The following is a 21,589-nucleotide window of genomic DNA, read 5'->3' as shown; positions in this document are numbered from 1 at the left end:
CGGTCGTAGGCAGTGTAACGATGGCGCCAGTGTAGCCCTTCCCGCTCAGGCCTCGCCCGCGGACGGGGCCTTCGCGGACGGCTCGGTGTCGGCGACCGTGTCGGGGCGGATGTCGATGCGCCAGCCGGTCAGCTTCGCGGCGAGACGGGCGTTCTGGCCCTCCTTGCCGATCGCCAGCGACAGTTGGTAGTCGGGGACGATCACCCGGGCGGAGCGGGCCGCGAGGTCGACCACCTCGACGGAGCTCACCCGGGCCGGCGAGAGCGCGTTGCCGACGAACTCCGCCGGATCGTCGGAGTGGTCGACGATGTCGACCTTCTCGCCGCGCAGCTCGGCCATGACGGCGCGCACGCGCTGACCCATCGGGCCGATGCAGGCACCCTTGGCGTTGATCCCCGACCGCATGGCGCGCACCGCCATCTTGGAGCGGTGACCGGCCTCGCGCGAGAGCGCGGTGATCTGCACCGTGCCGTCGGCGATCTCGGGGACCTCGAGGGCGAACAGCTTGCGGACCAGCATCGGGTGGGACCGACTGAGCACGACCTGCGGGCCCTTGGGTCCCTTCTTCACGCTGACCACGAAGCAGCGGATGCGGCTGCCGTGCTCGTACTTCTCACCGGGCACCTGCTCCTGCGGGGGCAGCACGCCCTCGAGGGTGCCGAGGTCGACCTGGACGACACGCGGGTCGCGACCCTGCTGGATCACCCCGGAGACGATCTCGCCCTCGGTGTCGGCGTACTCGCCGAGCACCGCGTCGTCCTCCGCGTCACGCAGGCGCTGCAGGATCACCTGACGGGCGGTCGTCGCGGCGATCCGGCCGAAGCCCGAGGGGGTGTCGTCGAACTCGCCCGTGACCAGACCCTCGTCGTCGCGGTCCTTGGCCAGGACGCGGACCTCACCGCTGGCGCGGTCGAGCTCGACGCGGGCGTCGGGGTGGGCCTTGTGGTCCTCGTGCTCGGTCCGGTGGTAGGCCACGAGCAGGGCCTGCTCGATCGCCCGCACGAGGGTCTCGAACGGGATCTCCCTCTCCCGCTCCAGCATCCGCAGCGCGGCCATGTCGATGTTCACTGCTCGTCCTCGGTTCCCTCGTCGTCAAAGTCGTCGTCCTCGTCCGGCTGGTCGGGGTCGGCCACCAGGTCCTCGACGTCCTCGTCGTGGCGGCGGAACTCGACCTGCACCTCACCGCGCACCAGCTCGGCCCAGGTGAGGTGGCGCAGGGCCCCCACGTCCTTGGCCCGCGGCGGCTTGCCCTTGACCATCTGGGGTTCCCCGACGGTGTGCACCCCGGCCTCGTCGACCGAGTCGACCCGCACCATCAGCGTGGACCCGTCCGCGAGCACCGCGAGGACCAGGCGGCCCTGGGCGCGCGACCAGTGCCGCGGCGTCGTCAGCGGCCGGTCGACCCCGGGCGAGGAGACCTCGAGCGTGTAGGGCACCTCGCCCAGCACGTCGGAGTCGTCGAGGGCCTGCGAGACGGCGGTCGAGGCGGCGGCCACGGCGTCCATGTCCAGGTCGCCGGGTTCGTCACCGGCGCGGTCCACGATCACTCTCACCACCTGGCGGCGGCCGGCGGTCGTGACGCTCACCTCGTCGAGGGCCAGTTCGGCACCGATCTCGGTCCCGGTGGCGAACACCGGGGTCAGCACCGCGGTCACGGCCTCGTCGAGCGTCGGCACGACCGCTCCCTCCCCTGCTCTCGAGTTGTCCTGGCGTGCCGACCCACCGGGCCGGGCACGACGGGTCAGCCTAGCCGCTGCGGGGGCCGTCCCGGACCGGTCGCGGACGGTGGGACGATCGCGGGCGTGCTCGTCCCACCCCGCCACCCCGTGCAGCCCCTGACCCGCCGGACGGCGTTGCGCGGGGCCGTGTCCGGGCTCGGTGCGGGCCTGGCCGTCCTGGGCCTCGGTGGCTGCGACGTCCGCTGGGTCAGCGGCGCGGAGACCACCCCGACGGCGCAGCGGGGCTCCGACGACGACGCCCGGGACGCGGCGGTCGCGGACACCCGGGACCTGCTCGGACTGCTGCTGCCCGCCGCCCGGGCCGCCGAACCCCTGGGGAGCGTGGCGACCCTCGCGGTGCAGGCCTGCGAGGCCCACCTGCGGGCGCTGGGCGAGGAGCAGTTCGGCGTGACGAGCTCGGGCGGGACGGCGGCGGTGGACGCCGCCGCGGTCCTGGACCGCCTCGCCGTGACCACGGGCTCCGCCCTGACCGCGGCGAGCCGCACCGACCGCGCACCGAGTGCCGGGATGGCCCGGCTGCTCGCCGCGGTCGGCGCCTCCCGCGCCGTCCTCCTCGACGACGTCAGCGCCGCGACCGGGGTGGCCGCCCCCGCGGTGGCGCTGCCAGCCGCCGCCCCGGCACCCGCCTCGCCGACCCCCACCCCCTCCGAACCCGAGGACCGGGCGGGGACCGCCGCGCTGCAGGCGGCCCTGGCCGGTGAGCACGCCGCGGTGTTCGGCTTCGCCCTCGTCGAGGGGCGACTCCCCGATCCCCGCCGCGCCGAGGCCGCGGCCGACCTCGCCGCCCACCGCGTCGCCCGCGACGACCTCGTCGACGTGCTCGTCTCCCGCGGTGGCGACCCGGCGCAGGCCGCGGTCGGCTACGACGCCGCCGTGCCCACGGCCGAGGCCGCGACCGCGCTGGCCGCCACGATGACCGAGCGGCTGAGCGGCGCCTACGCCGACGTCGTCGCGACGAGCGCCCCCGACCGGACCCTCGCGGTCTCGGCCCTGGTGCGCAACGCGCGGACGGCCCGGCGCTGGGGGTCGACGGTGACGAGCTTCCCCGGGATGGCCGAGCTCGCCGAGGACGGCACCAGCGTCCCGAGGGCCACCAGCAGCGCCACCGCGACCGCGACGAGCACCCCCTGAGGCGCCGGGGCGAGCGGGTTGGAAGACTGCACGACGAGATGAGCACGCCACCGGAGCACCCCGCCACGGCCCTGCGGGTCATGACCTGGAACGTCTGGTGGCGTTTCGGGGACTGGCGCACCCGCCGGGAATCGATCCTCGCCGTGCTCGAGCAGGAACGTCCCGACGTCCTGGGCCTGCAGGAGGTCTGGGCCGACGCCGACGAGAACCTCGCGCACTGGCTCGGGGAACGCCTCGGGATGCACGTCGCCTGGTCGCCCTCCCCCGCCCCCGAGCGCTGGCGGCGCCGGCTGGTCTGGAACGGCGAGGACCCCGAGCGCGCCGACACCTTCCAGTTCGGCAACGCCGTGCTCAGCCGCTACCCGTTCCTGGCCGAGGACGTCGCGGAACTGCCCGGCGGCGGTCACGAGGACGAGGGCCGCACCGCGCTGCGGGTGCTCGTCGACACCCCACGGCGGCCGTTGCCCTTCACCACGACCCACCTGAACTCCTCCCCCGCCGAGTCCGCGGTCCGCCTCGCCCAGGTCCACGTGCTCGTGCCGTTCGTGGCAGAGGGGTTCCGGCGCGGCGAGCACTACCCGCCGGTGCTGACCGGCGACTTCAACGCCGTCGCGGAGTCCGACGAACTCCGGCTCGCCGCGGGCTACCTCACCCCGGGACCCGTCCCGGGGTTCGTGCTGGTCGACGCGTGGCGGTTCGCCGAGGCCGGTGACCCGGGGTTCACCTGGGACCGGCGCAACCCCTTCGTCGCCCGCGTGCACCAGCCCAGCGCGCGCATCGACCACGTCCTCGTCGGGCTGTCCCCGTTCACCGGCGAGGGGTCGGTCCGCACCGTGCGACTCGTGGCCACCGAACCCGTCGACGGGGTCTGGGCCAGCGACCACGCCGCCGTGGTCGTCGACCTGGAACCCTGACCTCAGCGGGCGAACGGCCCGCTCAGGACGGCCCACTGCAGCAGCAGGACGGTCTTGGCGTCGACGATGCCGGTGCCGATCCGCGACACCGCGTCGTCGACGTCGAGTTCCAGCACCTCGATGTCCTCGCCCTCGTGGCGGACCCCGGTGCGCGAGCCCGCCACCACGTCGCCGTGGGCGTAGGGCGCGGCGAAGAAGTGCAGGCGTTCGGTCACGGAGCCGGGACTGGTCCACAGGTCGAAGAGGTGGGTGACCTCCCCGACGGGGTGGCCGAGTTCCTCCTCGGTCTCGCGCCGGACCGCCGTCTCCGCGTCGTCGGCGTCCAGGAGGCCCGCGGCGGTCTCGACGAGCATCCCGTCGGGGTGGCCGTTGACGTAGGCGGGGAGGCGGAACTGCCGCGTCAGCAGGACCGTCCGGGCCGCCACGTCGTAGAGCAGGATCGTGGCTCCGTCGCCGCGGTCGTAGGTCTCGCGTTCCTCGCTCGACCACGACCCGTCGGAGTGCTGGACGTCGAACGTCGTCGTCCGGGTCACGAACCAGTTCGAGGTGAGCACGCGCACGTCGCGGATCCGCACCCGTGGGTTGCCCGTGAGGTCACGGCCCATCTGGTCGAGGCCGGTGCGGCCGCGGCGGTCGGGTACGTCAACGCCTGGTCCAGTCACCCCGGGATCGTCGCACGGTCCGCTTCCAGTTGGTCCCGAGCTCCCGCAGGTGCACGCGGGTGCGGTCGGCCCGGAAGAAGTCGTGGGCGTACTCGACGGGCCGACCGTCGACCTGGTGGGCCACCCGCCGGGTCTCCAGCAACGCCGACCCGGGCGGGACCTCGAGGAGTGCGGCCCGTTCCCCGTCGGCCGGGACGGCTTCGACCAGGCGGAGCCGCACGACGCGGACGACGGGTTCGTCGGGGGCGAGCCGCCCAGCGCCTGCCTCAGGACGGTCCGGCCGACGCCGAGACGTTCGGCCAGAGCGCGTTCGCTGCCGAGGGGCTCCCCGGGGTGGAACCGTTCCTCGCGCAGCAGCCGCCGCAGCGTCCCGCAGACCCGGTCCGCCGGAGTGTCCACACGCTCAGCGCCCCAGAGCCGTGAGCGAGGCGTCGAGGGCGCCCACCAGCCAGTCGGTGTCCGCGGCCTGGAAGGCCAGCGGCGGGCGGAGCTTCAGGACGTTGCCGTGCGGGCCGGCCACGGAGGTGAGGACCCCGCGGTCGCGCAGTTCCTCGAGCACCGCGAGCGCGAGGTCGCGGTCGGGTTCGCGCGTCGCCGGGTCCGTGACGAGTTCCAGGCCGGTGAACAACCCGGTGCCGCGGACGTCACCGACGGCGGGGTGCTTCTGCCTCAGCCCTTCGAGGTCAGCGCGCATCGCGGTGCCGACCTTCGCGGAGTGCTCCTGCAGGCCTTCGCTGCGGATCGTCGTCAGGACGGCCTGTGCGGCGGCCATCGAGACCGGGTTCCCGCCGAAGGTGTTGAAGTAGGGGATCCGGTCGCTGAACGCGGCCAGCACCTCCTCGCGCGCGACCATCCCCGACACCGGGACGCCGTTGCCCATGGGTTTCCCGAGGGTCACCAGGTCGGGGACGATCCCGTGCCGGGCGAAACCCCAGAACTCCTCCCCGGTGCGGGCGAAACCCGGCTGCACCTCGTCGGCGATGAACACCCCACCGGCGGCGCGGACGACGTCGACGGCCTCGGCGAGGTAGCCGGCCGGTGCCGGCAGCACGCCGTCGGAGGAGAAGACCGAGTCGGCGATGAAGGCGGCGAGCTTCGTCCCGTGCGCCTCCAGGTCGTCGATCGCGGCGCGCACCCGGTCCGCGAACCAGGACCCGATCCGGGCGGGGTCGATGCCGGTGCGGTAGACGTCCGGGGCGGGGACGAGACGGGCGGTGGGGGCGATCGGCTGCCCCGAACCCAGCGCCGGCGAGACTCCCGAGGTGAGTTCGCTGGTGCCGTGGTACGCCTCGGTGGTGGCGATGAAACCCTCGCCACCGCTCCAGGCCTTCGCGACCCGCAGCGCGAGGTCGTTGGCCTCCGAACCCGTGCACATGTACATCGCCTTCCACTCCCCCGTCGGCGGGGCGGGGAACGTGGTGAGCAGGTCGTCGGTGTAGTCGAGGATCCCCTCGTGCAGGTAGCGGGTGTGGGTGTTCAGCAGTTGCATCTGCCGGGTCACGGCCTCGACGACCGCGGGGTGGCAGTGCCCGAGGCTCGCGACGTTGTTGTACATGTCCAGGTACTTCGTCCCGTCGGCGTCGAACAGGTACTGCCCCTCGCCCCGGACCAGGTGGACCGGACGGCGGTAGAACAACCGGTAGGAGCCGCCGAGCACCGCGGACCGGCGTTCGGTGAGGGCCCGCGTCGCCGGGTCCAGGCCCTCGGCGTGCTCGGGCCGGAAGCTGTTCGTGTCCATGATCGTCGAGCGGGTCACCGGGTCACCTCTGGTTCGGCTGGTCCTGTCCTGCGTCTGTTCGCACCGCGTCGGCGCCCAAGCCCTCACGACGGAACTGCTCGACGTCGATCCTGGCGCGACGCGGCGGCCCGCACAGCCCACCCGTGTTTCGTCCAGGTCAACTCTCGGGGCCGCGTGTGAACGGTGTGTTGCGCAGGACACGGGGGTTCCCCGCGCGGACCGCTCGTGCCACACTCGGCGCGGCGCCCAGCCCTCCTCGCACCCCGAGGAGAACCGTGACCACCACGCCCGACGCCCCACCGTTCGCCGCGTTCGCCGCGTTGCGCCGTGGCGATCTCGCCCCGGACTGGATCTCCACGTCGGTGCGCGCCGCCTGGGACCTGCCCACGAGCAGTTCCCTCACCCTCATCGCGGTGTCCGAGAACGCGACGTTCCGGATCGACGTCGACGGCCTCCCGACCGCGGTCCTGCGGGTCCACCGGCCCGGCTACGTCGTCGACCCGACGCAGATCGCCGCGGAACTCACCTGGGTGAGGGCCATCGCCGCGGAGACCTCCGTCCGGGTCCCCGACGTCCTGCCCCTCGCGGACGGTTCCCTCGTCCACGAGGTCCTCGACGGCGCGGGTGCCCGCTGGTTCGCCGTGGCGTTCGCGTTCGTCCGGGGCGAGATCCTCGAGGACACCCTCGCCGGCGCGGGTCTGGAGGACGCCACCCTGCGCCGCACCTACGCCGAGATCGGCGCCACCACGGCCGCCCTGCACGACCACGTCGCCGGGTGGACGCCGCCCGCCGGGTTCAGCCGGTTCGGCTGGGGCCTCGACGACGCGCTGGGGGCAGGGAGCCGCTGGGGCGACTGGCGCGGCGCGGCGTTGTCCCCGGAGCAGCTCGCCGTCTGCGAACGGGCCGAGACCGCCGCGCGGGAGGTCCTCGCCGGGGTCGAGGAGTCCCCCGCGTCGAGCGGGCTCGTGCACGCCGACCTGCGGCCCTCCAACATCATGGTCGACACCACGGGCCGGTTGACCGTCATCGACTTCGACGACTGCGGGACGTCGCGGTTGCTGTGGGACTTCGCCGCGGCGCTGAGCTTCATCGAGCACGAACCGTTCGCCCCGACCATCGCCGCGGCCTGGCTGGAGGGGTACCGCTCCGTGCGCGCGGTCTCCGAGGAGGACCTGGCCGTCGCGACGGCGCTGTCGACGGTGCGCCGGTTGCAGATGCTCGGCTGGACCACGACCCACCGCGAGGACGCGTTGCCGCCGGCGGTGTGGGCCGCGCAGGTGCCGGGCACCGCGGAGGTCGCGCAGCGCTACCTGGACCGCCCGGACTGGCTGCTGCGCTGACGTGCGCAGCGCCCGTCCAGCGGCGAGGATCGGGCGTGACCAGCGACGCGGTGTCCAGCAGCGGTTCCTCCGACGCCCTGCGTCAGGTGGTGGTCGTCACCAGTGCCGTGCTCGGCATCGCCGGGGCGACGGTGGGGTCGGGGGCCTTCGGGGGCACGCCGATCGCCTCGGCCGCAGGCGGTGCGCTCTCCGCCGACGCGACCCTCGTGGCCCCGGCCGGCCCGGCGTTCGCGATCTGGAGCGTCGTCTACACGGGGCTGGTGGGGCTGACGGTGTGGCAGGCGCTGCCCGCGCACCGCGACGACGCCCGACAGCGCTCCACGGGGTGGCTCACCGCCGCCTCGCTGGTGCTCAACGCGGTCTGGATCGGGACGGTGCAGGCCGGGCAGGTCGAACTCTCCGTGCTGGTCATCGTCGTGCTGCTGGTGGTCCTGGTGGCGACCTTCGGTCGGCTGCTGCGGGAGCGACCGGCGTCGCGCGTCGAGGCCGTGCTGGTCGACGGGACGACGGGGTTGTACCTGGGCTGGGTGTCGATCGCGACCGTCGCGAACGTGGCCGCGGTCCTGCGCGACAAGGGCCTCACGTCGGCGGAACCCGCCTGGGCGGTCGGGGTGCTGACGGTGGCAGCCGGGGTGGGGGTCTTCACCGCCGTCCGCGGCCGCGGACGCCTCGCCTTCGGGGCGGGCCTGACGTGGGGGCTGGGCTGGGTCGCGGCGGCCCGCGGCGGCGCCGAGGCGAACACGTCGACGACGGTGGCCGTCGCGGCCGGAGCGGCGGCCGTGGTCGTCGCGGGGGCGACGGTGCTGGCGCGCTGGCGGGGACGGACGCTCCGCGGCTGAGCGCCGCCCCCTCCCCCCGGCCCGTGCCGTTCAGCCCCGGACGGTCCGCACCACGGTGGTGACGGCGTCGTCGAGGGCGATCTGCTCGGAGTCGCCGCTGCGACGGTCCTTGAGCTCGACCTGCCCCTCGGCGAGGCCCTTGCCGACGACGAGGATCGTCGGGACCCCGACGAGCTCGGCGTCCTTGAACTTCACGCCGGGCGAGACCTTGGGACGGTCGTCGTAGAGGACCTCGACGCCCTGCGCCTCGAGTTCCCCGGCGAGGCGCTCCGCGGTCGCGAAGATCTCCGGGTCCTTGCCGGTCGCGACCACGTGGACGTCGTAGGGCGCGAGGGCCCGCGGCCAGACGAGGCCCTTGTCGTCGTGGTTGCCCTCGGCGACGCACGCCATCGCGCGGGTGACACCGACGCCGTAGGAACCCATGGTGACGACGACCTGCTTGCCGTTCTCGTCGAGCACCTTCAGGTCCAGGGCCTGCGCGAAGCGGCGACCGAGGGCGAAGATGTGCGCGATCTCGATGCCGCGGGCCAGTTCCAGCGGTCCGGAACCGTCGGGGGCGGGGTCGCCGGCCTTGACCTCGGCGGCCTCGACGACGCCGTCGGGGGTGAAGTCGCGGCCCGCGACGAGGTCGAAGACGTGCTTGCCGTCGACGTCGGCCCCGGTGATCCAGGCGGACCCGTCGACGACGCGGGGGTCGACGAGGTAGCGGATCCCGCTGGCGTTCTCGGAACCGAGGACGCCGGGCCCGATGTAGCCCTTGACCAGCGCGGGGTTCTTCGCGAAGTCGGCCGCCTCGAAGGCCTCGACCTCGGCGGGCGACACGGCCGCCTCGAGGCGCTTGGTGTCGACCTCGCGGTCACCGGGGACGCCGACGGCCAGCGGTTCCCGGGTGCCGTCGGGGTGCTTGAGCACGACGATGACGTTCTTCAGCGTGTCCGCCGCCGTCCAGGGCCGGTCGGCGCGGGGGTGCTTCTCGTTGGCGACGGCGACGAGGGTGTCGATCGTCGGGGTGTCGGGGGTGTCCTCGACGTGGCTGGCGGTCAGGCCGTCGAAGGGGATGGCGGGCGGCGCGAGCGTGGTCACGGCCTCGGCGTTCGCGGCGTAGCCGCCGGGCGAGCGGACGAAGGTGTCCTCCCCGATGGGCGTGGGGTGCAGGAACTCCTCGCTGCGCGAACCGCCCATGGCCCCCGACACCGCCGAGACGATGACGAACTCCAGCCCGAGGCGGGCGAAGATCTTGATGTAGGCGTCGCGGTGCTGCTCGTAGGACGTCTCGAGCCCGGCGTCGTCGACGTCGAAGCTGTAGGAGTCCTTCATGACGAACTCGCGGCCGCGGATGATGCCCGCGCGGGGCCGCGCCTCGTCGCGGTACTTCGTCTGGATCTGGTAGATCGAGAGCGGGAGGTCCTTGTACGAGGAGTACAGGTCCTTGACCAGGAGGGTGAACATCTCCTCGTGCGTGGGCGCGAGCAGGTAGTCGGCGCCCTTGCGGTCCTTCAGCTTGAAGATGCCGTCGCCGTAGTCGGTCCAGCGGTTCGTCGCCTCGTAGGGCTCACGGGGCAGCAGCGCGGGGAAGTGGACCTCCTGCGCGCCGGAGGCGTTCATCTCCTCGCGGACGACGTCCTCGATCTTGCGCAGGACGCGGAGCCCCAGCGGCAGCCAGGTGTAGATGCCCGGCGCGGCCCGCCGGATGTAGCCCGCCCGCACCAGCAGCTTGTGGCTGGCCACCTCGGCCTCGACGGGGTCCTCCCGCAGGGTCCGCAGGAACAGGGTCGACATCCGCATCAGCACGACCCCAGGGTATCGGCGCGGCTCCACCGGCTTCACCACTGTCGTCGGCGGCCGGGCCGGCACCCACGGCCTCACCCATCGGTGTCACCACGTGGAATGAACCGTCGGTGCGACGATCCCGGCGCCAGGGCACCGGCGTCGTCGCACCGACGGCTCTCCCCATCGACCGGTGATGTGCCTGACCTCGCCGGCCGCACCGCACCACTCAATCGAAGAGGCGCTCGGAACGGGAGGACACCGCCGTGTTGCCCAACACGATCATCGAGCGCCGGAAGCGACCGGCACGACCGTAGCGCTGGACGAAGACGTAGCCGGGTTCGCCGCTGTCGTCGCAGCCGTCGACGAAGACGGCGTCGGTACGCACACCGTCGACGGTCACGTAGCCGTCCCAGGCGACACAGGCCATGCGCACGCCGGTCTCCTGCTGGACGACGAACCGCACCTGCTCCTGGGCCAGCACCAGATCCTGCTCCACGACCTGGTGGAACGTGCTCCCACCCGCTCCGTCCACGATGGCGAAGGGAACGAGCGGACCGCCTCGGGGAACGACACGCGAGGTGGCGTGATCCACAGCCTCCAGGAGAAACTCGAGCAGCTCCTGCCCGGGTAGTTCCACAGCACCGACCTGTTCGACGCCTTCGTCCGACACGCCGTCCCCCAGACCCCGACCCGCGGGCGGAGATCGCCCCCTCTGATCTCGGTCGGTGCAGACAGACCTTGAGCACGTCCGGGCAGCCGCGTCGAGCTGCCGGGAGGGATCAGAACAGGACGGTGGCGAACGAACCCACCTCGCGGAACCCGACGCGGCGGTAGGCGGCGAGCGCCCTGGCGTTGTAGTCGTTGACGTACAACGACACCGAGGTGACCCCGTCGGCGAAGGCGGCTTCGCAGACGGCGGCCATGCCGGGTTCGGAGAGCCCCTCGCCGCGGCGGTGCGGGGGGACCCAGACCCCTTGCACCTGGACGACTCTCGGCGAGACCGCGCCGAGTTCGGCCTTGAACACGACCTCGGGGCCGGAGCGGCCGACGTCGATGCGGACGAAGCTCCGACCCGTGGAGACGAGTTCGGCGATGCGGGCGCGGTAGGCGCCGCCGCCGTCGGGCGGGGCGGGGGCGTAGCCGATCTCCTCGGTGAACATCGCGACGCAGGCGGGGACGACGAGGTCGAGTTCGCGCAGCGTCGCCCTGCGCACGGCCGGGTCGGGCTCCACCAGGGGCGCGGAGTCGCAGACCATCAGCGGCTGGTTGGCGCGGACCTCGCGGACGCCGCGCCAGTGCGGTTCGAGGCGCTGCCACAGGGCCAGGACGGGTTCCGCCGGCCCGACGAGGGAGGAACAGCGTCGGCCCTCGGCGCGGGCGTGCGCGGCGAACGCGTCGAGGGCCGCGGGGGTCGCCTCGACGGGTACGAGGTTCGCCCCGGCCCAGCAGGCGGAGACGAGCCGCCCGTCCTCGAACCAGCCCCAGACCTGCCCGCCGAGGTCGCTGCCCGGACGGGCCACCAGCCCCAGCAGGCGGGCGGAGACGAAGAGGTTCGCGACGGGGTCGCGCTCGCACAACCGCAGCAGGGCCGGAGCGTCGGCCCCCCCGAGCACGCGCAGGGTCCCGGACGCCGAGGTGCCGCGCGCGGCGGCGGAGTTGGTCAGGGACACTCCCGCATCCTGCCCGCTCGAGCCCGGATGGTCGAGACCGGGGCGCTCAGCTGACGGAGACGACCGGGGCCCCGGCGCTCGCGTCGTCCTCGGGCTCGCCCATCTCGGCGGCCAGTCGGTTGGCCTCCTCGATGAGGGTCGCGACGATGTCGTGCTCGGGGACGGTCTTGATGACCTCACCCCGCACGAAGATCTGGCCCTTGCCGTTGCCGCTGGCCACGCCGAGGTCGGCCTCGCGGGCCTCCCCCGGGCCGTTGACGACACAGCCCATGACCGCCACGCGCAGCGGGACCGTCAGGCCTTCCAGGCCCTCGGTCACCGCGTCGGCCAGGGAGTAGACGTCGACCTGGGCCCGCCCGCAGGAGGGGCAGGAGACGATCTCGAGCTTGCGGGGGCGCAGGTTCAGCGACTGCAGGATCTGGATGCCGACCTTGACCTCCTCGACCGGCGGGGCCGAGAGGGACACGCGGATCGTGTCGCCGATGCCCCGGGACAGCAGCGCCCCGAAGGCGGTCGCGGACTTGATGGTGCCCTGGAAGGCGGGACCGGCCTCGGTCACCCCGAGGTGCAGCGGCCAGTCGCCCCGCTCGGCGAGGAGCTCGTAGGCGCGGACCATGATCACCGGGTCGTTGTGCTTGACCGAGATCTTGAAGTCGTGGAAGTCGTGCTCCTCGAAGAGCGAGGCCTCCCACACGGCGGACTCGACGAGCGCCTCGGGCGTCGCCTTGCCGTACTTCTCCAGCAGGCGCGGGTCGAGGGACCCGGCGTTGACGCCGATGCGGATCGAGACGCCCGCGTCCTTGGCGGCCTTCGCGATGTCCTTGACCTGGTCGTCGAACTTGCGGATGTTGCCCGGGTTCACGCGCACCGCGCCGCAGCCGGCGTCGATGGCCGCGAAGACGTACTTCGGCTGGAAGTGGATGTCGGCGATGACCGGGATCTGCGACTTCTTCGCGATGATCGGCAGCGCCTCGGCGTCCTCGTTGGTCGGGCAGGCGACCCGGACGATGTCGCAGCCGGACGCGGTCAGCTCGGCGATCTGCTGCAGCGTGGCGTTGATGTTCGTCGTCGGGGTGGTGGTCATCGACTGCACCGAGACGGGCGAGTCGCTGCCGACGCCCACCTTGCCCACCTGGATCTGGCGCGTCCTGCGACGGGGGGCCAGGACGGGGGGCGGGAGGGCGGGGAGACCGAGGCTGACGCTCACCCCGCCAGTATCAACCCGCACCGGCGCGACCACGACCAGGGGTCGCGGTCTTCACCCGGGGTTCACCGGTTCCGTCACTGGTTGAGCGTGACCGGGCGGACGATGTCGGCGTAGAGCAGCAGGACGCTCATCCCCACCAGGACGATCGACACCCCGTAGGCCAGCGGCATCGCCTTGGCGACGTCGACGGGGCCCGGGTCGGGTCGGCGGCGCAGCCGGAAGATCGCCTTCTTCACGACCTCCCACAGCGCCCCCGCGATGTGCCCGCCGTCGAAGGGCAGCAGCGGGATCATGTTGAAGACGAAGAGCGCGACGTTGAGGCCCGCCAGCAGCGACACGATGCGCGAGGTCCGCTCGGCGAGCTCGTCCCCGGGGATGATCGCGGGCTGGGCGTTGAGCTCCCCCGCCAGGCGACCGATGCCGACGACGCCGATCGGGCCGTTCGGGTCTCGCGGGGCGGAACCGAAGGCGGCCTGGGCGACGTCGTAGAGCCGCTGCGGCAGGCGGACGACGATGTTGGCGACGCCCTCGATCTGGGTGCCGACGACGCCGGGGACCTGGCTGAGCGGCGTCCGCACGACGGCGATGCTGGGCGAGACCCCGAGGAAGCCGACCCGCTCGGTCTCCCTCGTGGCCTTCCCGGTGGCGTCGGTCACGGCGCGTTCGGTGAGGACGGGCGTCGCCGTGATCGGGACCCGCTGCCCGTCGCGCAGCACGACGAGGTCCACGGCCCGGCCGCCGTCGGCGCGGATCTGCGCCGACAGCGCGTTCCAGTCCTGGACGGGCTTCCCGCCGAACTCGACGATCTCGTCCCCGGGCCGCAGACCGGCCGCCGCACCGGGGGCGGCGGGGTCGGAGGCACCGCACGTGGTCGCGGTGCTGCCCGCCGGCAGGACGCACTCGGAGACCGCGGACAGCGTCGGGACGTAGCCGGGCTGGCCGATGGCGCTGGCGGCGACGGCGGTGAGGACCAGCGCCAGGACGAGGTTGACGAAGGGCCCCCCGAACATGATGACGATCCGCTGCCACACGGGACGGCGGTAGAACGTCCGGTGCTCCTCGCCGGGTTCGATCTCGACGAAGCTCGCCTGCCGGGCCTCCTCGGCCATCAGCGCCCAGCGGCCCGTGGTCGAGGCGCGGACGCGACCGTCCTCCCCCGGGGGGAACATCCCGATCATCCGGATGTAGCCCCCGAGCGGGATGGCCTTGACGCCGTACTCCGTCTCCCCCCGCCGGCGGGAGAACAGGGTGGGGCCGAAACCCACCATGTACTGGACGACCTTGACCCCGAACTTCTTGGCGGGCAGCAGGTGCCCCACCTCGTGCAGGGCGATCGAGAGGGCGACGCCGATCGCGGCGGCCAGGATCCCCACGACCCACAGCAGCACCGTGGTCATGCGACGAGCTCGTTGGCGCGGGCCCGGGCCCAGTCCTCGGCGGCCAGCACGTCCTCGACGTCGCGCGGGTCACCGTCCGGGTGGTGTTCGCCGACGACGCGGGCGAGGGTGTCGACGATCCCCAGGAACGGCAGCCGGCCGGCGTGGAAGGCGGCGACGCACTCCTCGTTGGCGGCGTTGAACACCGCGGGGACGGTGGAGCCCCGCCGGCCCGCCTCGCGGGCCAGGTCGACGGCGGGGAACGCCTCCGCGTCGAGGGGTTCGAAGGTCCAGGACGCGGCCCGCGTCCAGTCGATGCCGGCGGTCGCACCGGGGACGCGGTCGGGCCAGGCGATCCCCAGCGCGATGGGCAGGCGCATGTCCGGCGGGGAGCACTGCGCCAGCGTGGAGCCGTCGGTGAACTCGACCATGGAGTGCACGACCGACTGCGGGTGCACGACGACGTCGATCCGGTCGTAGCCGATGCCGAACAGCAGCGAGGCCTCGATGACCTCGAGCCCCTTGTTGACCAGCGTGGCGGAGTTCGTGGTGACGACCGGTCCCATCGTCCACGTGGGGTGGGCCAGTGCCTGCTGCGGGGTGACCTCGGTGAGCTCCTCGCGCCGAGCGCCCCGGAACGGGCCGCCGCTGGCCGTCACGACCAGTCGGGCGACCTCGTCGGCGCTCCCGCCGCGCAGGGCCTGGGCCAGGGCGGAGTGCTCGGAGTCGACAGGGACGATCTGGCCGGGCTTCGCCGCGGCGGTGACCAGTGGCCCCCCGGCGACGAGCGACTCCTTGTTGGCGAGCGCGAGCGTGCGCCCGGTCGCCAGCGCGGCCAGCGTCGGGCGCAGGCCCACCGAGCCCGTCATGCCGTTGAGGACGACGTCGCAGGGGTGGGTCGCGACCTCGCTCGCGGCCTCCGGGCCGGCGACGACGCGGGGCAGCGGCCGCCCGGCCGCCTGCGCGCGCAACGCCTCCTGCAGGGCCGGCAGCGCCTCGCTGCGAGCCACCCCGACGAGGGCGACGCCGTGGTCGAGGGCCTGGCGGGCCAGCAGCTGCACGTCGGCGCCGCCGGCGGCCAGCGCGACGACGCGGAAGGCTCCCGGGGCGGCCGCGACGACGTCGAGGGCCTGGGTGCCGATGGAGCCGGTGCTGCCGAGGAGCACCACCTCGCGGGGGGTTCCGCCGGGCGTCTCAGGGGTCGGGCTCACCCACCCATCATGACCGGTCGAGGGCCTCCGCCACGCCCCGTGACCGGCACACTGGGGCGAATCCTCACCGGATCCGCAAGGATGACCCCAGCACCACCGGCACCGGAAGGACACCCGTCATGCGAAGACTCGTCCGAGCGAGCTCCGCCGGCGCACTCGCGCTGGCCTCCTCCCTCGTCCTCAGCCTCAGCGGGGGCAGCGCCCAGGCGGTCGAGGTGACTGGGACCGGGAGCACCTCGGTGTCGCTGCTCTCCACCACCGACGCGACCGTGCAGCAGGTGGCCACGGAGTACTGGACCCCCGAGCGCATGGCCTCCGCCCAGCCCGCGGACCGGGTCGTCGCCCCGGGTGGTCCAGCCGCCCGCCCGGCCACCCCCGAGGTCGCGCCGGCGCCGTCGACGCGTTCGACCCTCGCCGTGGGCGACGCGGGCGTGGTGGGGCGCAGCACCCGCCGCGCCTCCGGGACGGCTCCCGCCTCCACCGTCGCCACGAGCACTCCGTGGGCGGGCCCGGCCGCGGTGGCGCGCAAGGTCGGCCGGCTGTTCTTCACCCAGGGGCGCGGCAACTTCGAGTGCAGCGCCAGCAGCGTCGCCTCGGTCGCGGGCAACGTCATCGTCACCGCCGGGCACTGCCTGACCGAGAACGGGGTGGTCTCGACCAACGTCGTCTTCGTGCCGGGCCTGCACGGGACGAGCGCCCCCTACGGGACCTTCCCCGCGACGAAGCTGTTCACCACCACCCAGTGGCGCCAGGGCGACCAGTCGAAAGCCGAGGCCCTGAACTTCGACGTCGGGTTCGCCGTCGTGCAGTCGGTCGGTGGCCGCTCGTTGGCCGACACCGTCGGCTCCTTCGCCATCGACTTCACCCCCGCCCTGGACCCGGTGACCGTCTTCGGCTACCCCGGACGCGGCGCCGCGGCCGACGGGACCACCCTGCAGTTCTGCACCGGCACCCGGTTCACCGACGTCACCTCCACCAACGACCCCACGACCGACCGGGCCACCCTGTGCACCATGGCCGGTGGTTCCAGCGGCGGGCCGTGGCTGAGCGGTCTCGACCCCGCCAAGGGCACCGGCACGGTCACCTCGGTCGTGAGCTTCAGCTACAACGACGCCACCCAGGTCCTCTACGGACCGCTGTTCGGGGACGTCGTGGCGGCCGTCTACCACGAGGCCGCGGGGAACTGACCCGCACCACCCGCAGGAGCACGAACGGCCGGTGACCCCGTGGGGTCACCGGCCGTTCGTCGTCGCCCCGTCCTCAGAGGGGGAAGTTCACGTACTTCGTCTCGAGGTACTCCTCGATCCCCTCGGCCCCGCCCTCGCGGCCGAAACCACTGGCCTTGACCCCGCCGAACGGCGCGGCGGCGTTGGAGATGACCCCGGCGTTGAGGCCGACCATGCCGGTCTCGAGCGCCTCGGCGACGCGCATCCCCCGGTCGAGACCCTGGGTGTAGGCGTAACCGATGAGGCCGTACTCGGTGTCGTTGGCCAACGCGACGCCCTCGGACTCCTCGTCGAAGACGACGATCGGGGCGACCGGCCCGAACGTCTCCTCGGTGAGCAGACGGGAACCGAGCGGCACGTCGGTGAGGACGGTCGGGGCGTAGAAGTACCCGCTCTCCCCTACCGTCGACCCACCGACGACGACCTTCGCTCCCGCGTCGACGGCTTCGGAGACCCGCTGCGCCACACCGTCACGGGCGCGGGCGTCGATGAGCGGTCCGACCTGGACGCCGTCCTGCGTCCCCCGGCCGACGCTCAACGACCCCATGCGTTCCGCGAGGCGGCGGGAGAACTCCTCCGCGACGCCGCGCTGGACGTAGAACCGGTTGGCCGCGGTGCAGGCCTCCCCGGTGTTGCGCATCTTCGCGAGCATCGCGCCGTCGACCGCCTCGTCCAGGTCGGCGTCGTCGAACACCAGGAACGGGGCGTTGCCGCCGAGTTCCATCGACACCCGCAGCAGCTGCTGCGCGGACTGCTCGACGAGCTTGCGACCGACCGCGGTGGAACCGGTGAACGTCAGCTTCCGCAGCCGGGGGTCCCGCACGAGGGGTTCGACGACCTCCGCCGTCGACGTCGTCGTGACGACGTTGACGACCCCGTCGGGGACGCCGGCTTCGGCCAGCACCTGGGCCAGCAGCAGCGTCGTGAGCGGGGTCTGCGTCGCGGGCTTCACGACGATGGTGCACCCGGCGGCGAGCGCCGGGGCGATCTTGCGGGTCCCCATGGCGAGCGGGAAGTTCCACGGCAGGATGGCGAGGACCGGCCCGACGGGTTGCTTGAGGGTGAGCAGCCGGGAACCCCCGACGGGGTTCTGGGCGTAGCGGCCGGAGATCCGCGGCGCCTCCTCGGAGAACCAGCGGAAGAACTCCGCGCCGTAGGTCACCTCACCGCGGGCCTCGGCCAGGGGTTTGCCCATCTCGAGGGTCATGAGCAGGGCGAAGTCGTCGGCGCGGGCGGTGATGAGGTCGAAGGCGCGGCGCAGGACCTCGGCCCGTTCGCGGGTCGGGGTGGCGGCCCAGCCGGGGAAGGCCGCGACGGCGGCGTCGAGGGCCGCGGTGCCGTCGGCCACGCTCGCGTCGGAGACCGCGAGCAGGACCTGCCCGGTCGAGGGGTCCTCGACGTCGACGGTGCGCCCACCCTCGGCGGCGCGCCAGGCGCCGCCGACGAAGAGTCCGGTGGGGACCTCGCTCAGGAGTTCCTTCTCGCGCTGTTCGGTGCTCATGGCTCGATCCTGCCTTTCGGAGGGGTTCAGCGTGCGTTCTCGAAGACGGTCCCGAGCACGTCCAGGGCCTGTTCCAGCAGGGCGTCGGGGATGCTCAGCGGCGGCAGGAAGCGCAGGACGTTGCCGTCGGTGCCGCAGGTCAGGACGATGACGCCGTGCTGGGCGGCGTCGGTGGCGACCCGCTTGGCCAGCGCCGCGTCCGGGGTGGTGGTCCCGGGTTCGACGAGCTCGACGGCGACCATCGCACCGCGGCCGCGGACGTCGCCGATGCGCGGGTCCCGGGCGGCCAGGGCGCGCAGCCGGGTGAAGAGGATGCCCTCGACCCGGCGGGCCCGGGCCGGCAGGTCCTCCCGCTCCAGGGTGTCCAGGGTGGCGATCGCGGCGGCGCAGGCGGCGGGGTTCCCGCCGTAGGTGCCGCCGAGGCCGCCGAGGACCGGCGCGTCCATGATCTCGGCGCGGCCGGTGACGGCCGCGAGCGGCAGACCGCCGGCGACGCCCTTGGCGATGGTCACGAGGTCGGGTTCGATCCCCTCGAGGTGGCTGGCGAAGGCCGCGCCGGTGCGGGCGATCCCGGTCTGGACCTCGTCGGCGACGAAGACGACGCCGTTCTCCTTCGCCCAGGTGGCGATGGCGGGCAGGAAGCCGGGGGCCGGGACGATGAAGCCCCCCTCGCCCTGGATCGGCTCGAGCACGACGGCGGCGAGGTTCGCGGCGCCGACCTGCTTCTCGATGGTGTGGATGGCGCGGGCGGCGGCGGTCGGGCCGTCGAGGCCGTCGCGGAAGGGGTAGCTCAGCGGGGCCCGGTAGACCTCGGGGGCGAAGGGACCGAAGCCGTTCTTGTAGGGCATGTTCTTGGCGGTCATCGCCATCGTGAGGTTGGTGCGGCCGTGGTAGGCGTGGTCGAAGACGACCACGGCCTGGCGGCCGGTGTGGGCCCGGGCCACCTTCACGGCGTTCTCGACGGCCTCCGCCCCGGTGGAGAACAGGGCGGTCTTCTTCGCGAAGTCGCCGGGGGTCAGGGCGTTGAGCCGCTCGGCGACCTCGACGTAGGAGTCGTAGGGCGTGATCATGAAGCAGGTGTGGGTGAACCGCGCCACCTGCTCGGCCACGGCTGCGGCGACGGCGGGGTCGGCGTTGCCGACGGTGGTGACGGCGATGCCGGAGCCGAGGTCGGCGTAGGAGTTCCCGTCGACGTCGACGACGACCCCACCGCCGGCGGTGGCGGCGTAGAACGGCATCGACGACCCGACGGCGGCGCTCACGGCGGCGCTGCGGCGGGCGGCGAGCTCGCGCGAGAGCGGGCCCGGCACCTCGGTCCGCAACCGGATCTCCTGCGGGAGGGTGGGGCCGCCGGTGCTCACGTCGTGGCTGAGGGTCGTCATGGCCCGAACCTAGGCGCGTCGCCCCCTCGACGTCAGTGTCAGGAGTGCACTGTCGGCACCGGTCGCGCAGTGCGAGACTGCCACCGTGGTGACCCTGGCCGACCTGGTGGCGACCCCCTCGCTGGCGCTGCGCCTGGTCGGCGGCGATCCCGGCGCCCCCGTGCGCTGGGTGGCGACCAGCGAGCTGGACGACCCCACGGCGTTCCTGGAGGGCGGGGAGCTGCTGCTCACCACGGGGCTGCGGACCCCGCGCGCCGGCTGGGCGGGCTGGGTGGACCGCCTCGTCGACGCCGGGGTGGCGGGGGCCGGCTTCGGGGTGGGCCTGAGCCACCGCTCGGTGCCGCGCGCGCTCGTCACCGCCACCGCCGCACGCGGTCTGCCGCTCCTCGAGGTCCCGCAACCGACCCCGTTCATCGCGATCTCCCGTCGTCTGGCGGACCTGTTGCGGCGCAGCGAGAACGACGCCGAGGCCGCCGCCGCCCGCACCCAGCGCGAGCTGGCCGTCGACGCCGCCGGACCGGAGGGCGTCGACGCCGTGCTGCGGCGGGTGGCCCGCAGCGTGCGCGGGCAGGCCTGGTCGCTGGCCCCCGGCGGAGGGGTCCGCGCCGCCACGACGAGGACCCCACCCCCCGCCGAGGCCGTCGCCGGACTGCACCGGATCCAGGGGCAGGGGGCGCGGGCGAGCTGGACCGACGTGTCGCCGACCCGGTCGCTGCTGCTGCGGGCCACCGGTTCCGACGGGACGGGCTGGCTGCTCGTCTCCCTCGCCCCCGACACCCCACGGGCCGCGCACGCGACGATCGGCACGGCGGCGGCCCTGCTCGGGTTGCTCACGGCCCGCTCGTTCGTCCCCCCGGGGATGGCGAGCGCCGTCGTCGACCTGGTGCTGAGCGACCGGCCCGCGATCGCCGCCCGGCTGGCGGAGGGGGTCGGCCACCCGCTGCCCGACCCGCTCGTCGTGCTCCGCTGGAGCGGGACGCCGCCGCCGGCGGTCTGGTGGGGCGAGGACCACGCCGTCCTGCCCCCGGACGCCGTCGGGACCCCGCCGCCCGGGGCGCGCTGGGGCGTGGGTCGCCCCGTGCCCCTCGACCGGGCCGCGGAGGGGGTCCGCTCGGCCGACGCCGCCCACGCGCGCACCGGAGCGCACCGGCCCCTGGCCGGGACGGGGTCGCTGGACGACGTCCTCGACGCCGACGTGGTCGGGCCCTGGGCCCGGCAGCGGCTGGCGCCCGTGCTGGACTGCGCCGACGCGGACGTCCTCCTCGCGAGCGCCCGTGCGTTCCTGGAGCACCACGGGGCGCGCCAGCCCACGGCCGACGCCCTCGGGGTGCACCGCAACACCGTCCGGCAGCGGATCGCGCGCCTCGAAGGGCTGCTGGGCTCCTCGATGGACTCCGCGGCGGACCGGACCGAGCTGTGGCTCGCACTGGGTGCCCTCGGTGCCTCCCCGGGGAGGGCCGGGCCCCCGGCTGCGAAACTCGGGGCATGGCCCTGAACCCTGACGACCTGCCCGCGAGCGCGCTGGAGTTCCTGACGGAGCGCCACCTGGCGACGGTGACCACCTTGCGCGCCGACGGGTCCCCGCACGTCGTCCCCGTCGGGTTCACGTTCGACGCGGGGACGGTGCGGATCATCACGTCGGGGACGTCGCGCAAGGCCGTGCACGCGCGGCGGGGTTCCCGGGTCGTCGTCGCGCAGGTCGACGGGCGGCGCTGGCTGGCGTTGGAGGGTGTCGGGTACGTCCTGGAGGACGCGGAGTCGGTCGCCGACGCCGAGGGGCGCTACGCCGCCCGCTACCGCACGCCGCGCCCCAACCCGGCGCGGGTCGTCGTCGCGTTCACGGTGGACCGGGTGCTGGGGTCTGTCCCGCCCTGGGAGTGACC

The 21,589-nt window shown here is 73.7% G+C and carries 20 protein-coding genes and 1 pseudogene; 7 read left to right on the top strand and 14 right to left on the bottom strand.

Annotated elements, in window-relative coordinates:
- Positions 1-45: 45 nt before the first annotated feature.
- Both nusA and rimP read right to left on the bottom strand, forming a co-directional pair.
- Positions 46-1,068 carry a transcription termination factor NusA gene (gene nusA, locus SJY07_RS22380; RefSeq protein WP_328292031.1) on the bottom strand — a complete coding sequence of 341 codons (1,023 nt, stop codon included), beginning with the start codon at positions 1,066-1,068 and terminating at the stop codon, positions 46-48.
- Complete coding sequence (rimP, locus tag SJY07_RS22375) at positions 1,065-1,676, bottom strand: ribosome maturation factor RimP (protein ID WP_380161598.1); 612 nt, start codon at positions 1,674-1,676, stop codon at positions 1,065-1,067. The genes nusA and rimP overlap by 4 nt, the downstream gene beginning before the upstream one ends.
- Positions 1,677-1,802: 126 nt before the next feature.
- On the opposite strand from rimP, the gene SJY07_RS22370 reads away from it, so the two are divergent.
- Positions 1,803-2,870, top strand: a complete 1,068-nt coding sequence (locus SJY07_RS22370) for a ferritin-like domain-containing protein (protein WP_380161597.1) — start codon at positions 1,803-1,805, stop codon at positions 2,868-2,870.
- A 38-nt stretch (positions 2,871-2,908) separates the two neighbouring features.
- The gene (locus tag SJY07_RS22365) at positions 2,909-3,784 is read left to right on the top strand and encodes an endonuclease/exonuclease/phosphatase family protein (RefSeq protein WP_380161596.1); all 876 of its coding nucleotides are present in this window, start codon (positions 2,909-2,911) and stop codon (positions 3,782-3,784) included.
- 2 nt (positions 3,785-3,786) lie between these two features.
- On the opposite strand, the gene SJY07_RS22360 is transcribed toward SJY07_RS22365, so the two are convergent.
- The 4 genes and pseudogenes from SJY07_RS22360 to SJY07_RS22345 all read right to left on the bottom strand — a co-directional run bounded on the left by SJY07_RS22360 (position 3,787) and on the right by SJY07_RS22345 (position 6,184).
- Positions 3,787-4,389 (bottom strand): NUDIX domain-containing protein, encoded by a 603-nt coding sequence (locus tag SJY07_RS22360; RefSeq protein ID WP_380162478.1) that lies wholly within the window; start codon positions 4,387-4,389, stop codon positions 3,787-3,789.
- A 37-nt stretch (positions 4,390-4,426) separates the two neighbouring features.
- Positions 4,427-4,666: a UTRA domain-containing protein gene (locus SJY07_RS22355; RefSeq protein WP_380162476.1), complete on the bottom strand. Its 240-nt coding sequence runs from the start codon at positions 4,664-4,666 to the stop codon at positions 4,427-4,429.
- A gap of 47 nt (positions 4,667-4,713) precedes the next feature.
- Positions 4,714-4,845, bottom strand: a pseudogene (locus tag SJY07_RS22350) (GntR family transcriptional regulator); the annotation flags it as partial.
- Positions 4,846-4,849: 4 nt separating this feature from the next.
- Entirely contained in the window at positions 4,850-6,184 is a 1,335-nt protein-coding gene (locus SJY07_RS22345; protein ID WP_380162474.1) for an aspartate aminotransferase family protein, read from the bottom strand.
- 275 nt (positions 6,185-6,459) lie between these two features.
- Here SJY07_RS22345 and SJY07_RS22340 point away from each other — a divergent pair, with 275 nt between their 5' ends.
- Positions 6,460-7,524 carry a phosphotransferase enzyme family protein gene (locus SJY07_RS22340; protein WP_380161595.1) on the top strand — a complete coding sequence of 355 codons (1,065 nt, stop codon included), beginning with the start codon at positions 6,460-6,462 and terminating at the stop codon, positions 7,522-7,524.
- Between the two features lie 35 nt (positions 7,525-7,559).
- Positions 7,560-8,363, top strand: a complete 804-nt coding sequence (locus tag SJY07_RS22335; RefSeq protein ID WP_380161594.1) for a tryptophan-rich sensory protein — start codon at positions 7,560-7,562, stop codon at positions 8,361-8,363.
- A gap of 30 nt (positions 8,364-8,393) precedes the next feature.
- Here the strand turns inward: SJY07_RS22335 and SJY07_RS22330 are convergent, their stop codons facing one another.
- The 6 genes from SJY07_RS22330 to dxr form a co-directional block, all read right to left on the bottom strand.
- Positions 8,394-10,154, bottom strand: a complete 1,761-nt coding sequence (locus SJY07_RS22330; RefSeq protein ID WP_380161593.1) for a proline--tRNA ligase — start codon at positions 10,152-10,154, stop codon at positions 8,394-8,396.
- Between the two features lie 205 nt (positions 10,155-10,359).
- Complete coding sequence (locus tag SJY07_RS22325) at positions 10,360-10,629, bottom strand: hypothetical protein (RefSeq protein WP_380161592.1); 270 nt, start codon at positions 10,627-10,629, stop codon at positions 10,360-10,362.
- A 283-nt stretch (positions 10,630-10,912) separates the two neighbouring features.
- Positions 10,913-11,803, bottom strand: a complete 891-nt coding sequence (locus SJY07_RS22320; protein WP_380161591.1) for a GNAT family N-acetyltransferase — start codon at positions 11,801-11,803, stop codon at positions 10,913-10,915.
- A 46-nt stretch (positions 11,804-11,849) separates the two neighbouring features.
- Positions 11,850-13,010, bottom strand: coding sequence for a flavodoxin-dependent (E)-4-hydroxy-3-methylbut-2-enyl-diphosphate synthase (ispG, locus tag SJY07_RS22315; RefSeq protein WP_328292042.1), 1,161 nt, complete (start codon positions 13,008-13,010; stop codon positions 11,850-11,852).
- Positions 13,011-13,084: 74 nt separating this feature from the next.
- Positions 13,085-14,407, bottom strand: coding sequence for a M50 family metallopeptidase (locus SJY07_RS22310; protein WP_380161590.1), 1,323 nt, complete (start codon positions 14,405-14,407; stop codon positions 13,085-13,087).
- Positions 14,404-15,597, bottom strand: a complete 1,194-nt coding sequence (dxr, locus tag SJY07_RS22305; RefSeq protein WP_380161589.1) for a 1-deoxy-D-xylulose-5-phosphate reductoisomerase — start codon at positions 15,595-15,597, stop codon at positions 14,404-14,406. The genes SJY07_RS22310 and dxr overlap by 4 nt, the downstream gene beginning before the upstream one ends.
- 119 nt (positions 15,598-15,716) lie before the next feature.
- Here dxr and SJY07_RS22300 point away from each other — a divergent pair, with 119 nt between their 5' ends.
- Positions 15,717-16,784, top strand: a complete 1,068-nt coding sequence (locus SJY07_RS22300; protein WP_328292045.1) for a hypothetical protein — start codon at positions 15,717-15,719, stop codon at positions 16,782-16,784.
- A 73-nt stretch (positions 16,785-16,857) separates the two neighbouring features.
- Here SJY07_RS22300 and SJY07_RS22295 read toward each other — a convergent pair whose 3' ends face one another.
- Together SJY07_RS22295 and gabT are read right to left on the bottom strand one after the other, a co-directional pair.
- Complete coding sequence (locus tag SJY07_RS22295) at positions 16,858-18,324, bottom strand: NAD-dependent succinate-semialdehyde dehydrogenase (protein WP_380161588.1); 1,467 nt, start codon at positions 18,322-18,324, stop codon at positions 16,858-16,860.
- Between the two features lie 26 nt (positions 18,325-18,350).
- Positions 18,351-19,706 carry a 4-aminobutyrate--2-oxoglutarate transaminase gene (gene gabT / locus SJY07_RS22290; protein WP_380161587.1) on the bottom strand — a complete coding sequence of 452 codons (1,356 nt, stop codon included), beginning with the start codon at positions 19,704-19,706 and terminating at the stop codon, positions 18,351-18,353.
- 85 nt (positions 19,707-19,791) lie between these two features.
- Between gabT and SJY07_RS22285 the strand changes: the two genes are divergently transcribed.
- On the top strand, positions 19,792-21,201 hold the full coding sequence (locus tag SJY07_RS22285) for a PucR family transcriptional regulator (protein WP_380161586.1): 1,410 nt from the start codon (positions 19,792-19,794) through the stop codon (positions 21,199-21,201).
- Positions 21,192-21,587 (top strand): PPOX class F420-dependent oxidoreductase, encoded by a 396-nt coding sequence (locus SJY07_RS22280; RefSeq protein ID WP_328292049.1) that lies wholly within the window; start codon positions 21,192-21,194, stop codon positions 21,585-21,587. Before SJY07_RS22285 ends, SJY07_RS22280 begins: the two co-directional genes overlap by 10 nt.
- Positions 21,588-21,589: the final 2 nt, after the last annotated feature.

Source organism: Kineococcus sp. R86509 (assembly GCF_042466365.1).
Taxonomy (GTDB): Bacteria; Actinomycetota; Actinomycetes; order Actinomycetales; family Kineococcaceae; genus Kineococcus.
Note: the sequence above shows the minus strand (reverse complement) of the source record. Positions and strands in the feature narration are given on the sequence as shown.

Excerpts from the sequence above, each read along its gene's own strand:
- SJY07_RS22345 (WP_380162474.1), bottom strand. The coding sequence starts at position 6,184 with ATGGACACGAACAGCTTCCGGCCCGAGCACGCCGAGGGCCTGGACCCG.
- gabT (WP_380161587.1), bottom strand. The coding sequence starts at position 19,706 with ATGACGACCCTCAGCCACGACGTGAGCACCGGCGGCCCCACCCTCCCG.
- SJY07_RS22300 (WP_328292045.1), top strand. The coding sequence starts at position 15,717 with ATGCGAAGACTCGTCCGAGCGAGCTCCGCCGGCGCACTCGCGCTGGCC.
- SJY07_RS22280 (WP_328292049.1), top strand. The coding sequence starts at position 21,192 with ATGGCCCTGAACCCTGACGACCTGCCCGCGAGCGCGCTGGAGTTCCTG.
- SJY07_RS22365 (WP_380161596.1), top strand. The coding sequence starts at position 2,909 with ATGAGCACGCCACCGGAGCACCCCGCCACGGCCCTGCGGGTCATGACC.
- SJY07_RS22310 (WP_380161590.1), bottom strand. The coding sequence starts at position 14,407 with ATGACCACGGTGCTGCTGTGGGTCGTGGGGATCCTGGCCGCCGCGATC.
- SJY07_RS22360 (WP_380162478.1), bottom strand. The coding sequence starts at position 4,389 with ATGGGCCGTGACCTCACGGGCAACCCACGGGTGCGGATCCGCGACGTG.
- SJY07_RS22295 (WP_380161588.1), bottom strand. The coding sequence starts at position 18,324 with ATGAGCACCGAACAGCGCGAGAAGGAACTCCTGAGCGAGGTCCCCACC.